This is a genomic window from Pseudonocardia sp. Ae150A_Ps1, assembly GCF_001932315.1.
Taxonomy (GTDB): Bacteria; Actinomycetota; Actinomycetes; order Mycobacteriales; family Pseudonocardiaceae; genus Pseudonocardia.
Genome location: NZ_MCIJ01000001.1, coordinates 3,482,027 through 3,495,643, shown reverse-complemented (window position 1 = coordinate 3,495,643; position 13,617 = coordinate 3,482,027). Strand labels below are relative to the sequence as shown.

The following is a 13,617-nucleotide window of genomic DNA, read 5'->3' as shown; positions in this document are numbered from 1 at the left end:
CCACGTTCGCATCCCGCCCGTCACGGGCGGTGGACTACTCCAGGAGCACCACCATGGCCAAGGCCATCGTGCGCAAGCCGAAGAAGAAGGTCTGCGCTTTCTGCAAGGACAAGGCCCAGCCGATCGACTACAAGGACACCGGTCTGCTGCGGAAGTTCATCTCCGACCGGGGCAAGATCCGCGCCCGCCGTGTGACCGGCAACTGCCGACAGCACCAGCGTGACGTCGCCGTCGCGGTCAAGAACTCCCGCGAGGTGGCCCTGCTGCCCTACACCTCGACCGCTCGCTGAGGAAGGGGAGACACGTGAAGCTCATCCTCAACGCCGACGTCCCGAACCTGGGCGCCCCGGGTGACATCGTCGAGGTCAAGGACGGCTACGGCCGTAACTACCTGCTGCCGCGCAAGCTCGCGGTCGTCGCCACCCGTGGCGCCGAGAAGCAGGTCGAGCAGATCCGCCGGGCCCAGAAGACCCGCGAGATCCGCGACCTGGGCCACGCCCAGCAGGTCGACTCGCAGCTGAAGAACCTGAACGTCACCGTGCCGGCCAAGGCCGGCGCCAGCGGTCGTCTGTTCGGTTCGGTCACGCCGGCTGCCGTCGTCGACGCGGTGAAGACCGCGGGCGGCCCGGCGCTGGACAAGCGGACGGTCGACGTCCCGGGTCACATCAAGACCCTGGGCAAGCACCAGGTGCAGGTCCGCCTGCACCCGGAGGTCACCACCGAGCTGCCGATCGCGGTCGTCGCCGGCTGATCTGTGGCCGTGGTCACTCGACCACGCAACGTAGTGAGGGCGGTGCCCGGAGCCTCTGCTCCGGGCACCGCCCTTTCTCGTCGGTACCGATCGGGATCGCGGTCTCGCCCTCCGGAGTCCTACGTGGACTGCGACACCCTGTCGGGTGAATGGGGCGGGATCCGTTGTCACGCAGGCGACACGCCGCAGGGTGACGCCCCGGTCGTCGGACGGGGTTGTGGACGCGACGGACGGTGAGCGGTGCCCCGGGGAGTCCGACACGCCCACGACAGGTCTGCGCCGACACGCCAGAGCAAAGTTGTCCACACCCGTCCCCATGCCTCTGACCTGCTGTTCCGGCACGAATCCGGCTGTTGTCCCCAACATGTCCACAGCACGGTCCCGGGATGGGCGGTGTTGGTGCACAGTTCATCCCCAAGTCGATCACCAGACCGGTTCGCGCGCGGTGCCCGCACCGACCTAGCCTCGGTCGTACCGGCCCGGCGAGAGGCCGTGCGCGAGCCGCGCACGGACGTCGCCGTGAGAGCCGGAGATCGCGGGAGATCAGCGCGGGCGACACCCATCCGTCGCTCGCGCATCGAACGTGTGTTCGTTAAGCTGTTCACCGGGGGTGACGCTGCGTATGGCTCTGACCGACGACCGTCCTGCCGGGCGGCCTCGGGCCGTCCGTGACGGCGAGGCCGGTGGCTCCGGTGAAGGCGGCAACGGCACCTTCGACCGTCAGCCCCCACAGGACCTCACCGCGGAACAGTCCGTGCTCGGCGGCATGCTGCTGAGCAAGGACGCGATCGCCGACGTGGTCGAGGTGCTGCGCCCGGAGGACTTCTACCGGCCCGCGCACCAGACCGTCTACGAGACGATCCTGGACCTCTACGGCCGTGGTGAGCCGGCCGACGCAGTGACCGTGTCGGCGGAGCTGCAGCGGCGCGGCGAGCTCGTGCGGCTGGGAGGGGCGCCGTACCTGCACACCCTGATCGCGACCGTGCCGACCGCGGCGAACGCGGCGTACTACGCCGAGATCGTCGGGGAGAAGGCGATCCTGCGGCGGCTGGTCGAGGCCGGCACCCGGATCGTGCAGCTCGGCTACCACGGCAACGAGGGCGGTGAGGTCGAGGAGGTCGTCGACCGGGCACAGGCCGCGGTCTACGAGGTCACCGAGCGCACCACCACCGAGGACTACACGGTGCTGGAGGAGCTCCTCCAGCCCACGATGGACGAGATCGACGCGATCGCCTCCCAGGGCGGGATGGCCGCGGGCGTGCCGACCGGGTTCGCCGATCTCGACGCCGTGACCAACGGCCTGCACCCGGGGCAGATGGTCGTCGTCGCGGCCCGTCCGGGTCTGGGCAAGTCGACCCTCGGCCTTGACTTCGCCCGGTCGTGCTCCATCAAGAACGGCATGACCAGTGCGTTCTTCTCGCTGGAGATGAGCAAGTCCGAGATCGTGATGCGTCTGCTCTCGGCGGAGGCGCGGATCCGGCTGGCCGACATGCGTGCGGGCCGGATGTCGGACGAGGACTGGACGCGGATGGCGCGGCGGATGTCGGAGATCTCCGAGGCGCCCCTCTACATCGACGACTCACCGAACCTGACGCTGATGGAGATCCGGGCCAAGGCGCGCCGGATGAAGCAGCGCAACGACCTCAAGCTGATCATCCTGGACTACCTGCAGCTGATGACCTCGGGCCGCAAGGTCGAGTCGCGTCAGCAGGAGGTGTCCGAGTTCTCGCGTCAGATCAAGCTGATCGCGAAGGAGCTCGAGGTGCCGGTGGTCGCGATGAGCCAGCTGAACCGTGGTCCCGAGCAGCGCACGGACAAGCGGCCGATGTTGTCGGACCTGCGTGAGTCCGGTTCGATCGAGCAGGATGCCGACATGGTGGTCCTGCTGCACCGGCCCGACGCGTTCGAACAGGACGATCCGCGCGCCGGCGAGGCGGACCTGATCCTGGCCAAGCACCGTAACGGCCCGACCACGACGATCACGGTGGCCCACCAGCTGCACTACAGCCGGTTCTCCGACCTGGCGCACGGCTGAGCCGCGCCGGGCGGCGGTCCCGCCCGCGAGAGGCGGGGCTCGGCGGGCTCGGTCAGGCCGTACCGGGCTGGGCCCGCGGGCCCGTCGTCGCGGCGACACCCAGGGACAGGGCTGCCAGCACGATGCCGGCGATCACGACCGGCACGCTGACCGCGACGGCGCCCACCAGCAGCACCAGCAGGGAGAGACCCAGCAGGGTCGAGGGGAGCGGGCCCGAGCGGTGCACGGAGCGGCCGCCGCCGTTGCCGGAGAGACCGCTCAGCAGCCCACCCGGCCCGATCGGTACGCGGCCTGCTGCCGCCAGTGCGGCGAAACGCCGCACCAGGCGCGGGTCGGTCAGTCGCAGCTGCACCTCGATCTCGTGCAGCCGACGGCGCTCACGGTCGCTGAGCACTGCAACACCCCTCTTAGGGTCTCGGACGGCACACCACGTGCCGGCGGAACGCCAGGGGCGTCGTCGATCCGGGCTGATGCGACAGTACGTGACCGAATCGTGATCTTCGGCGCGGGGGCGGCGGCGTCACACGTGCCGCGGCTCACCCGCGGCCGGCTTACCAGAGCGAGACGCGGTCGTGACGGGGGCCGGCCGGGGCACCGAGCCGGGTGCAGAGCCCGGCCCAGGAACGGTCGTCGGCCGGGGTCCGCACCGGGCGCGGACGCAGCCAGCGGATCTTCAGGTCGGGGTCGTCGGGGTCGACCTCGAGCCGGTCCCGGCGGGACGGCCGGGTGGCCGTCCGGATCTCGACCAGTGTGTTGCCGGTGGCCGCCTGTACGCCGTAGAGGCAGCCGGGCGGGACCAGCAGGGTGCGCGGGCCGTCGAGCAACGCGACGGCGAGCCGTCCGAAGGTCTCGGCCGCCGGCCGCGTGTCGATCACGACGGCGTAGCCGGACCCGCGCGGGACGCCGAGGAGGACGGCGCCGTCGGGGTGGCCGTGCAGCCCGTGCACGGCGCCGTCGGCGGGACGCCGCCGACGACGGACGGTGAACGCTCCCGGGTCGACGGCCGCACCCGGGCCGCCACCGGGTGCCGTGGCGTCGAGCAGCAGCGCACCCGGCACCACGGTCGTCACCACCTGCACCTGTTGCTCCCGTCGTCGTGGCCGCCCGCCGCGCGCCGGGCGCGGTGCGATCGATCTCGCGTACCGGTGACGACAACGAGTGATCGGGTCCTCGGTGACGCTCCGCGAGACTTCACTACTCCGAACGGGTGCGCAGCGCCCGCTCAGTGCCGACTACTACTATCCCGGATAGTTGATCGTCGGGCCGGCGGTCGTGACCGTGGTCGGGAGGGTGTGTGCCGGACCGGATGCGCTGTCGCTCCTGCCGCGGTGAGCAGGGTGGGATCGTCCTGGACCTGGGCGAACAGCCCTCGTGGGACAGCATGCCGCCGGCCGCCACGCCGCTGCCCGATCCCGTATCGCCGTTGCGGATGTGGCTGTGCCGTTCCTGCGGACTGGCTCAGCTCGAGGCCGGTGCGGACGTGGGCGAGGAGATTCTCGGCGTCGAACCGCGGGCGGTCGCCGAGCAGAGCGACCGCGCCGTGGAGCGGCTGGTCCGGGAGGGACTGGTCCGGCCGGGCGATCGGGTCGTCGAGTACGGCAGCCCGCACGGCGAGTCGTGGCTGCCGCGCCTGACGGGGCGCGGGATGACGGACGCCGGGCACGCCGCCCCGCCGGGTACCGCCGACCTCGTCGTCGACTTCTACGGGCTGCTGCACGAGCCCGACCAGGACGCCGCGTTGCGCCGCCGGGCCGGGGTGCTCGCGTCGGGTGGGACGCTCGCCCTGCAGCTGCTGTCGCTGGGCACCGTCCTGCGTGACGGCCAGTGGTACGACCTGCGGCACGGCCACTACGCGTACTGGTCGCTGCCCGCGCTGGACACCGCGCTGCGCCGGTACGGCTTGGCCGTGCACCGGGCCTGGCGGTACCCGCTGTCCGGCGGGACGCTCCTGGTGACGGCCCGGGCCGGTGCGACGCCGGACACCGGGACCCGGCGCCTGCTCCGCGAGGAGGACGAGCAGGGCGTCACCACCCCGGGTGGGCTCGCCGGGCTGCAGCGGTCCGCCGACCGGGCCCACGACCTGTGGGGATGGCTGGACGCGGAGCGGCGGGCCGGGCGCACCGTGGCCGCGTACGGCGCCGCGTCGAGGGCGGTGCCGGTGATGTGTCACGCGGGGCTGGACGCCGGCCTGCTGGCCGCCGTCGGCGACGCCTCGCCCACCAAGCAGGGCCGCCGGATGCCCGGCACCGACATCCCGATCGTGTCCCCCGCGGAGCTGGCCGCACTGCGCCCGGACCGGGTCGTGCTCTTCCTTGCCGAGCTCACCGACGAGGTGCGTGCGGCGCTGCCGGAGATCGAGGCGGCCGGCGGTCGCTGGGTCGTCCTCGATCCGGTCCCGCGGCTGGTCAGGCCCGTCCCGGGGGCGTTCGCCGGCTGATCCCGACCGGGGGAGCATGGGGGGTTGCGGCTACCCTGTGTCCGGGAGGCGGGATGCGGGGTCGACTGGGTGAGCTCGAGGCCGTCGTGATGGACGTGCTGTGGTCTGGCGACGAGCCGCTCCGCGTCCGTGACGTCCGGCTGCGCCTGGCTCCGGAGCGTCCGCTCGCGTACACCACGGTGATGACCGTGCTCGACAACCTGCACCGCAAGGGCTGGGTGCGCCGCGAGCTCGACGGCCGTGCCTACCTCTACCGCCCCGCGGCCAGCCGCGAGGAGGAGACCGCGCGGGCACTGCGGGACCTGCTCGACACCGGCGGTGACACCGAGGCCGTCCTGATGCACTTCGCGCGCTCGGTCTCCGAGCGGGAGTCCGCCGTCCTGCGTGACGCCCTGGCCGGCCCGGACCGGGGCTGATCCGGGCGGCGGCCCTCAGGCGGCGCGGTCCGGGCGCCGGGCCCGGGAGCGCAGCCAGGCCGGCCGCCTGCTCGCGGGGACGTCGCCGTCGTCACCGGAACGTTCGGCGGTCCGGGTGATGTTGCGGACCATCCCGCCGAACACGATCCCGTGGAACGGGGCCACCGACCACCAGTACAGGTAGCCGGGGAGCCCGTGCGGGATGAAGACGGCCCGCTGGTGGTAGGTGGAGCCGCCGTCGCGCGGGGTCACCGACATGTCCAGCCACGCCTGTCCGGGCACCTTCATCTCGGCGCGCAGCCGCAGGAGCCCCTCCTGTGGTCCGAGATCGCTGCCGGGCGAGCGGCTCCCACCCGGCTCGACCAGCCGCTCGACCCGCCACCAGTCCAGGGCGTCGCCGGTGTGCAGGTCGTCCGGGTCGCGCCGGCCGCGGGACAGCCCGACCCCTCCGACGGCCCGGTCCATCCAGCCACGCACCGACCAGGCCAGCGGGAACGAGTACCAGCCCCGCTCACCCCCGATGCCCTCGATGACCGTCCACAAGCGCTCCGGTGACGCGGACGTCGGCTGCTCGCGCTCGTCGAGGTAGACGCTGCCCCCGGCCCAGTCCGGGTCGCTCGGAAGCGGATCGGACGGCACGTTCTCCACCGTCGCGCCGGACCAGCGGGTCTCCACCTCGCCGCCGGTGATCCGGGCGAGGGCGAGCCCGACGGCCCGCTCGTAGCCGATCAGCCCACCGGGCGGATCCGGCACGTGGTCGGCGATGTCGTTCTCGGTGCAGACGACCTCGTGCACCAGTGACTCGATGAGCGGCTTCGCGATGGACTTCGGCACCGGGGTCACGACGTTCACCCAGTGGGCCGACAGCGCGGGCGACAGCACCGGCACCGGCAGCACCCGGCGCCTGCCCAGGTCGGCGACGGCGGCGTAACGGCGCATCATCTCGATGTAGGACAGGACGTCCGGACCGCCGATGTCGAAGGTCCGGTTCAGCTCCTCCGGGATCTCCGCGACCCGGATCAGGTAGCGCAGCACGTCCCGCACCGCGATCGGCTGGATGCGGTTGTGGACCCAGCGGGGGGTGACCATCACCGGCAGCCGCTCGGTCAGGTGGCGCAGCATCTCGAAGCTCGCCGAGCCGGACCCGAGGATCACTGCGGCCTGCAGGACGACCGTCGGCACCCCGGACCGCAGCAGGGTCTCCCCCACCTCCACCCGGGACGCCAGGTGCGCCGACAGCTCGTCCGGATCGCCGTCGGGGTGTAGGCCGCCCAGGTAGACGATCCGCTTCACCCCGGCCTCGCGTGCAGCCTCGCCGAGGATCAGCGCCGCCCGCCGGTCGGTGGCGGCGAAGTCGGTGTCGGACAGCGAGTGCACGAGGAAGTAGACGACGTCGACGTCGGTGCACGCGGCACGCACGCTCGCCGGATCGAGCAGGTCCCCCCGGACGATCTCGGCGTCGGCCGCCCAGGGCACGTCGGCCAGCTTGTCCGGGTTCCGGACCAGGCACCGAACCTGCACCGGACCGGACGCTGGGTCCGGGGTCAGGTCGTCCTCGGGACCGTGCCCGAGCAGCCGGGGCGCGAGGCGCCCGCCGATGTAACCGGTCGATCCCGTGACGAGATAACGCACGACGGCGATCGTGCCACCGGTGCGCCCGGACGGCAGGGTCACGCATCACGGGTGGGGCGGTCGCCGGATTGGCGTCGCGTGGCAGCAGCGGGTCCACCTGCTCCGGTGCGACCTCGTGCGGCGCGGCCAGGGACCGGACCGCCGCGGTGAGCACCGCCATCAGCGGGACGGCGAGCAGCGCGCCGGTGATCCCGGCGATGACGACACCGGCCGCCACCGCGAGGGCGATCGCGAGCGGGTGCAACCGCACGGCCCGGCCCATCAGCACCGGTTGCAGCACGTGGCTCTCCAGTTGCTGCACGGCCAGCACCACCCCGAGCACGACGAGTGCGGTGCCGATCCCGTTCGCGACCAGCGCGATGAGCACGGCGATCCCCCCCCGGTCAGCACCGCGCCGACGATCGGGACGAACGCGCCGACGAACACCAGCGCCGTCAACGGCAGGGCCAGCGGTACGCCGGTGATCCACAGCCTGAGCCCGATCCCGATCGCGTCCACGATCGCGACCAGGACGGTCGCGCGGACGTACCCGACCAGCGACGCGAAGGCGCGGCGGCCGGCGACGTCGACCCGCTCGCGGCGCCGGGCGGGGGCCAGGAGCCGGAGGAACGACCAGAGGCGCGAGCCGTCGTACAGCATGAAGATCAGCGCGAACAGGCAGAGGGCGAACCCGGCGAGCACCTCCCCGACCGTCGCCGCGGTGCTCACCGCGCCGGACGTGAGGGTCTGCTGGTTGTCCTGCAGGGTCTGCAGCAGCTGGGTGCCGAGCTGCTCGACGTTCACGTCGAACGGGGTCGCGTCGACCAGGCCCTGCAGCGACGCGACGCTGATGGTCAGCTGCCCGATCAGGTCGGACGTCCCGTCGACCAGCGTGTTGACGACGGCCGTGAGCAGCCCGCCGAGCGCGGCGAGCCCGCCGACCATCACCAGCCCGGTCGCGAGGGAACGCGGCACGCGGTGGTCGTGCAGCCACTGCACCAGTGGGGCGAGCAGCGCCGCCAGCAGCACCGCGCTCGCGACCGAGATGACGACCACCCGGAGCTGGACCGCCACGAAGATCAGCAGTGCGAGGCCGGCGGCGATCACCAGCATCCGGGCGCACACCTCGGAGGCGATCCGGAGCGGGGGAGGGGACCTCGGAGCGGGGCGGGGGCCTGCGGAAGCGCTGCGGGACGTCCTCGTCGCGGGGCGGTTCGGCGGCCGTCCGGCCGGTGGGCACGGCACCGTCGGGACCGCTCGCCGCGTGCCCGTCCACCTCGGCGCCGTGCGGCTCCGCTGTCGTCTCCGGGGCCGTTCCCGGGTCCGGCGCCGGAGAGGCGGGCGCGGGTGAGACGGGCGCGGGAGAACCGGACACCGTCTCCGGAGCAGCACGCGGACCGTCCCCGGGAGGTGCCCCGTCGGGCTCCCGCGGGGTGTCCGCCGCCCCGCTCCGCTCCGTCATGCGCCTGACGCTAGACCCGTGCCGCCCGCTGGGCGCGGTGCGCGATCCGGTGAGCCCGAGCGCCGCTCGGTCGGCCCAGTGCGCGGGAGGACGGAGCAGTCGTCGCGTCCTGTGATCACCGAACGTCGAACTACACACGTGTAGTGGACACTCTGAGGTCCGTCGTGGACACCGATGGGCGGCGTGCCGGTCACGCAATGCGGCACAACGGTTTCTACGTGGCGATCTGCACGCGTGGCGAGAGGTGTGCCGCGTCGCGGCCGGCCTCTCCGACCGGACGACGACTACGCACTGCTCCACAAGGACCCCAGATACACACTCTCCGTGTACACAACCGAGTGTGACCCTCTGGCTACGCCACCCGTACGAGGGGACTTCTGAGAGGAGCTGTAACCACCGTTTCCCCGCTCGTGTGTCACCCGTTGACGGGATGAGTGGGCCGAACGGCGGTACGCCGGGTGCGGGTTCCGGCGGAACCCGGCAGGGCCTGCGACGGACGTCAGGGGAGCAGGAGGTACGGCGGGTGTACGAGTTCGAAGACGTTCCCGGCTGCGGTGGTCTCGAGGCCTCGATCCGGGCGCGGCGCGCCGACCGGGACGGCTGGCCGTTCCCGGGCCGGCACGAGTCGCACGCCGAGATCCACGATGAGACCCCGATCTTCCACGCACTCACGGTCGGTGGCTGGCGGGACCGCGGCCCCACCGGCAACGCGGTCCGCCGGGTGCACCGGGCGACCGTGCGCACCACCCGGCGGGACGCGTCCCGGACCGCCGACACCATGGCGGCGTTCCGCGCCGACCCGCTCGCCGCGCCGGTCCCCGCGCAGGCGGAGGCGCCGGACCGGCAGGCGGCGAACGCAACGGGCGACGCCGCCATGGCGATGCTGCGCCGCCGTCGCGACGCCCGCCGGGCCGCCGACCGCGCCGCGGTCGTGGACCTGCTCGGCGGGGCGGGCCGGCACCGGACGGCGCGCAGCGCCTGACCGCGTCCTGCGTCCCGGTTGCACCGGCTCCGGGGTGGGCGTCGGGCCCTGCCGGAGCGGATCGCACCGCCGGGCGCGGCGCAGGCAACCGAACGGCGTCCGGCACGTCCCGGATGACGAGGGCACGGCGACGCGCCCGACGGGGAGTACCCGCAACACCCCGGCCGGTGGGGACCGGCCGGAGACCGCGGCCCGCCCGACGGGGATCGGGCAGGCCGCACGAGACGTCCCGCGGAACCTTGGGCCGCGGGGTGGATGACGACCGGCTGGGGAGCTGGGTCGTCAGCACGCAAGGCGAGGGCCGGGCCCGGAATCGGAGGGAGCCGACACCGGACCCGGCCCTCGCGCCTGTGCGCACCCGTCCGGCGCGGTCGTGCGGCGCCGGGTGCGGTGACGCCGTGCCCGGAGCCGTGGGGAGCGCGGTTCCGGACAGGGCGGTCCGTCGAGAGCGGGACGTCGTCGGCCCGGTCTCGGGTGGCGACAAGATCGCCACGGAGTGTGACCGTATCGGTCGGCCGTCCGGGTCACAAGGGGTGTGAGCAGGTCCGTTCTCCCGTCCCGTGTGGCACAGCAGTCACCCGGTTCACCGGTGCCCCACCGGCCGTCCCGCGGAGGTGTCCGTGTCGCACACGAATCGATGCGCACGGTGACCCCGCGCGTTCTACCCTTCATCCGATGAGCACCGACGCCGCGGCGACCGGCCCCCGTCGCACCGACCGCCCGCTCGACGAGGCGGGCGTGGTGACGGCGGTGCGGCGCGCCGCCGAGCGCGGCACCGCGGTGCGCCCCACCGGCGCCGGTGGCCGGGTACCCGGCCCGCTGGTCCGCACCGACGACGTGCTGCTCGACGCCTCCGCGCTGACCGGCGTCGTCGGGATCGGCGCGGACACCGTCCGGGTCCGCGGCGGCGAGACCGTCGCTGCGCTCTGCACCGAGCTGGCCGCCTCCGGGCGCGCGCTCGCCACCGTCCCCGACGCCCCCCGCGCGACGGTCGCCGGCGCCACCGGGCTCGGGATGGCCGGCGGCGCGCCGGACCGGGGCTCGCTCTCCGACCAGGTCGTCGCCGTCCGGCTGGTCGACGGCCGCGGCACCGTCCGCGAGGTCACCGGACCGGACCTCGACGCCGCGCGCTGCGGGCTCGGCGCGCTCGGGGTGGTCACCGCGCTGGAGCTGCGCACTGTCCCGCTGCGCCGGCTTCGGGTGCACGAGGAGGCGACCGCGCTCGCCGACGTCCTCGCCGACGGGGGGCTCACCGGGCACGCCTGGACCGAGTGCGACGTCGCCGTCCACACCGGACAGGTCGTGCTGCGGTGGGCCGAACCGGAGCCCGACGAGGACCCCGATGGCGAGTCCGCCGGCCGGGGCGGCTGGGGGCAGGCCGTGTCACGGCTGGCGTCGTCGTGGTGGCAGTCGCGCTCGGCGTGGCCGCCGCCGCAGCGCTGGGCCCCGGGCACCGCCGGGCCCCCGCACGAGGTGCTGCCCGACCCGCAGCCGTGGGACCCGGACCTGGCCGAGTGGGCGGTCCCGCGGGCCGCGCTCGGGACCGTGCTGCGCGAGCTCGGCGCCGCCGTCGCCGCCCGCGGGCAGGAACTGCGCCCGGTCCGGGTGCGGACCGGGCGCGCCGAGACCGGCCTGCTGCACCCGGCGTCCGGCCGGGACACCGCCTACCTGCGGATCCGGACGCGCGGACCCGCGGAGGAACCCGTGCGGCGCCTCGCCTGCGCGGTGCTGGAGGACGCCGCCGGCCGCCCGTGCTGGACGACCCGGCACGAGTGGGGACCCGACGAGCTCGCCGTCGCCTACCCGGGCTGGGGGGCGTTCGCCGAGGTCCGCGACCGGTTCGACCCGGACCGCCGGTTCACCGACCCGTACCTCGCCGCGGTACTCGGGTCCTGAGCCGGGTCAGCGCGCGAGCGTCTCGCGCAGCCGGGCCGAGATCGCGCGGACGGCCGTGAGGGACTCCCGGCGGTCGGCCATCGTCGGCTCCCCGCCGGCGACGACCTGCTCGCCGCCCACCCACACGTCGCGCACGAGGCGGGACCCGCCCGCCCAGACCAGGTTGGACACCAGCTGGGCGTCGTCCTCCGGCGCGACGAAGGCCGAGTCGTCGGTGTCGACGTGCACCACGTCGGCCCGGCGGCCGGCCTCGAGCACCCCGAGGTCGTCGCGGCCGATCGCGTGCGCGGCGTCCGCGGTGCCCATCAGCAGCACGTCGGCGGCGGTGAGCGCGGCCGCGTCGTCGGACCCGACCCGGGCCAGCAGCCCGGCCAGCCGGGCCTGGTGCCAGAGGTCCAGGTCGTCGCACGACGCCGGGCCGTCCGTACCGAGGCCGACCGGGACCCCGGCCCGCCGCAGGTCCAGCAGCCGGGCGGTGCCGGCGGCGAGCTTGGCGTTGGAGCCGGGGCAGTGCGCGACCGCGACGCCGTGCCGGGCGTAGGTGTCGATGTCGTCGTCGGACAGGTGCACCGAGTGCGCGGCCAGCATCCGCCCGCCGAGCGCGCCGCCGGCGTCGAGCATGGCCGGGACCGAGCCGTGCGAGTCCCGCACCGCCGAGTCCTCGCCACGGGACTCCGCGACGTGGGTGTGCACCAGCGCGCCCCGCTCCCGGGCGGCCTCGGACACCGACTCCAGCGCCCCGGGCGGCAGCGTGTACGCCGAGTGCGGGCCGTAGCCGAGCTCGATCCGGCCGTCGGCGTCCGGGATCACGCCGTGGGCGTCGATTCGGGCGGAGACGTCGTCGCGCATCTGCTCCCAGGTCCCCAGCCGGTCCCAGCCGGGCGCGGCGATGATCCCGGGCGTCAGCACCGCGCGGGACCCTGCGGTGCGGACGGCGTCGACCAGCGCGTCGGTGTAGAAGTACATCTCCACGCTGGTGGTGCAGCCGGTCCGCAGCAGGTCCAGACAGCCGGCGAGCATCCCGGCGTGCACGTCGGACTCGGTGAGCAGGCCCTCCGCGGGCCACATGACGTCGGTCAGCCACGGCATCAGCGGCAGGTCGCCGCCCATCCCGCGCAGCAGCGACATCGGAGTGTGGCAGTGCGTGTTGACCAGCCCGGGCATGAGCAGGCCGGGCAACGGCCGGACGACGGCGTCGGTCGCCGGGGCCGACGCCGCCGGGCCGAACCAGGCGATCCGGCCGGTGTCGTCGACGTCCAGCACCGCGTCCCGGACGATCGGGAAGCCGGGCGCGCAGCTGAGCGCCACCGGCGCGGTCAGCCGCTGCAGGATCGCCATCAGCGCCGCTCGAGCAGCGAGCGCAGCGAGCGGAACGGCGGCAGCCAGGCGCCCTCGTCGGGCAGCGTGTCGAGGGAGACCCGCGGCAGCGGCTCGCGGAACACCCCGTCCATGTCCTCGAGGTCGAGGAACGAGATGACCTCGGACGCCTGGGCGAACCCGGCGTACTCCCGGAAGCCGATCACCGTGACGTCGGTGCCGCCCTCGACGAGCTTCTCGAGGGGGTCCTTGAACGCACGTCCGTCCCCGGAGGCGACGACGACGTGGCGCAGCCGCCCCTCGCCCGACCGGAGGTCGATGTGGGCGAGCATGTCGTCGTCGACGTCGGAGTCGTCGCTGGTCTTCGGCTTGGCGAAGACCGCGAACCCGACGTTCCGCAGCGCCTCCACCCACGGGCGGACGATCTCGATGCTGCCCGGGGCGACGTTGGTGAACACGCACGCCTCGGCCTCGGCCTCGGTGCCCGCGAGATCGAGCAGCCAGCGGCCGACGGCGTCGAACCGCGGGCGGTAGGCCGAGGTCGGACGGGCGCCGAGCAGCGAGCCGAGGCTCATGTCCATGTTCGGGGCGTCCCAGACCAGCAGGACCCGCTCCAGCGGCCCCGTCGGCACGCCCCGTCCGTCTTGCCCCGCGCCGCTGCTCATGACGGCGAGCCTAGTCTCCGCGGGGCGGAGCGATCGAGGCGCCGG

13 protein-coding genes and 1 pseudogene are annotated in these 13,617 nt (G+C 73.9%); 7 read left to right on the top strand and 7 right to left on the bottom strand.

All coding sequences use genetic code 11. The features are described 5' to 3' along the window. The first annotated feature begins 53 nt into the window (after window positions 1-53). The 3 genes from rpsR to dnaB all read left to right on the top strand — a co-directional run bounded on the left by rpsR (window position 54) and on the right by dnaB (window position 2,786). Complete coding sequence (gene rpsR / locus Ae150APs1_RS16275) at window positions 54-290, top strand: 30S ribosomal protein S18 (protein WP_010226886.1); 237 nt, start codon at window positions 54-56, stop codon at window positions 288-290. A gap of 14 nt (window positions 291-304) precedes the next feature. Beyond that, the gene (gene rplI / locus Ae150APs1_RS16270) at window positions 305-751 is read left to right on the top strand and encodes a 50S ribosomal protein L9 (RefSeq protein WP_010226887.1); all 447 of its coding nucleotides are present in this window, start codon (window positions 305-307) and stop codon (window positions 749-751) included. A 622-nt stretch (window positions 752-1,373) separates the two neighbouring features. Next, window positions 1,374-2,786: a replicative DNA helicase gene (dnaB, locus tag Ae150APs1_RS16265; protein ID WP_010226888.1), complete on the top strand. Its 1,413-nt coding sequence runs from the start codon at window positions 1,374-1,376 to the stop codon at window positions 2,784-2,786. Window positions 2,787-2,838: 52 nt separating this feature from the next. Here dnaB and Ae150APs1_RS16260 read toward each other — a convergent pair whose 3' ends face one another. After that, window positions 2,839-3,180, bottom strand: a complete 342-nt coding sequence (locus tag Ae150APs1_RS16260; protein ID WP_010226889.1) for a DUF3040 domain-containing protein — start codon at window positions 3,178-3,180, stop codon at window positions 2,839-2,841. A gap of 157 nt (window positions 3,181-3,337) precedes the next feature. Further along, window positions 3,338-3,856, bottom strand: a complete 519-nt coding sequence (locus Ae150APs1_RS16255) for a dTDP-4-dehydrorhamnose 3,5-epimerase family protein (protein ID WP_170918097.1) — start codon at window positions 3,854-3,856, stop codon at window positions 3,338-3,340. A 236-nt stretch (window positions 3,857-4,092) separates the two neighbouring features. On the opposite strand from Ae150APs1_RS16255, the gene Ae150APs1_RS16250 reads away from it, so the two are divergent. Both Ae150APs1_RS16250 and Ae150APs1_RS16245 read left to right on the top strand, forming a co-directional pair. Further along, window positions 4,093-5,223, top strand: a complete 1,131-nt coding sequence (locus Ae150APs1_RS16250; RefSeq protein WP_075302187.1) for a class I SAM-dependent methyltransferase — start codon at window positions 4,093-4,095, stop codon at window positions 5,221-5,223. Window positions 5,224-5,276: 53 nt separating this feature from the next. Further along, entirely contained in the window at window positions 5,277-5,639 is a 363-nt protein-coding gene (locus Ae150APs1_RS16245; RefSeq protein ID WP_010226892.1) for a BlaI/MecI/CopY family transcriptional regulator, read from the top strand. Window positions 5,640-5,654: 15 nt separating this feature from the next. Here Ae150APs1_RS16245 and Ae150APs1_RS16240 read toward each other — a convergent pair whose 3' ends face one another. The 3 genes and pseudogenes from Ae150APs1_RS16240 to Ae150APs1_RS16230 form a co-directional block, all read right to left on the bottom strand. Continuing rightward, the gene (locus Ae150APs1_RS16240; RefSeq protein WP_075298663.1) at window positions 5,655-7,313 is read right to left on the bottom strand and encodes an SDR family oxidoreductase; all 1,659 of its coding nucleotides are present in this window, start codon (window positions 7,311-7,313) and stop codon (window positions 5,655-5,657) included. A 148-nt stretch (window positions 7,314-7,461) separates the two neighbouring features. Continuing rightward, window positions 7,462-7,581: pseudogene (locus tag Ae150APs1_RS34345) on the bottom strand (AI-2E family transporter); the annotation flags it as partial. Next, window positions 7,533-8,363, bottom strand: a complete 831-nt coding sequence (locus Ae150APs1_RS16230) for an AI-2E family transporter (RefSeq protein ID WP_283160248.1) — start codon at window positions 8,361-8,363, stop codon at window positions 7,533-7,535. The pseudogene Ae150APs1_RS34345 and the gene Ae150APs1_RS16230, both read right to left, overlap by 49 nt. An 872-nt stretch (window positions 8,364-9,235) precedes the next feature. Here Ae150APs1_RS16230 and Ae150APs1_RS16225 point away from each other — a divergent pair. Both Ae150APs1_RS16225 and Ae150APs1_RS16220 read left to right on the top strand, forming a co-directional pair. Beyond that, the gene (locus Ae150APs1_RS16225) at window positions 9,236-9,694 is read left to right on the top strand and encodes a hypothetical protein (protein ID WP_075298657.1); all 459 of its coding nucleotides are present in this window, start codon (window positions 9,236-9,238) and stop codon (window positions 9,692-9,694) included. Window positions 9,695-10,369: 675 nt separating this feature from the next. Beyond that, complete coding sequence (locus tag Ae150APs1_RS16220; RefSeq protein ID WP_075298654.1) at window positions 10,370-11,590, top strand: D-arabinono-1,4-lactone oxidase; 1,221 nt, start codon at window positions 10,370-10,372, stop codon at window positions 11,588-11,590. 6 nt (window positions 11,591-11,596) lie between these two features. Here the strand turns inward: Ae150APs1_RS16220 and Ae150APs1_RS16215 are convergent, their stop codons facing one another. Both Ae150APs1_RS16215 and Ae150APs1_RS16210 read right to left on the bottom strand, forming a co-directional pair. Further along, a complete protein-coding gene (locus Ae150APs1_RS16215) occupies window positions 11,597-12,928 on the bottom strand; it encodes an amidohydrolase family protein (RefSeq protein WP_083680168.1) in 1,332 nt (443 codons plus the stop codon). Further along, window positions 12,928-13,572 carry an NYN domain-containing protein gene (locus Ae150APs1_RS16210; protein WP_029239764.1) on the bottom strand — a complete coding sequence of 215 codons (645 nt, stop codon included), beginning with the start codon at window positions 13,570-13,572 and terminating at the stop codon, window positions 12,928-12,930. The genes Ae150APs1_RS16215 and Ae150APs1_RS16210 overlap by 1 nt, the downstream gene beginning before the upstream one ends. Between the last annotated feature and the right edge of the window lie 45 nt (window positions 13,573-13,617).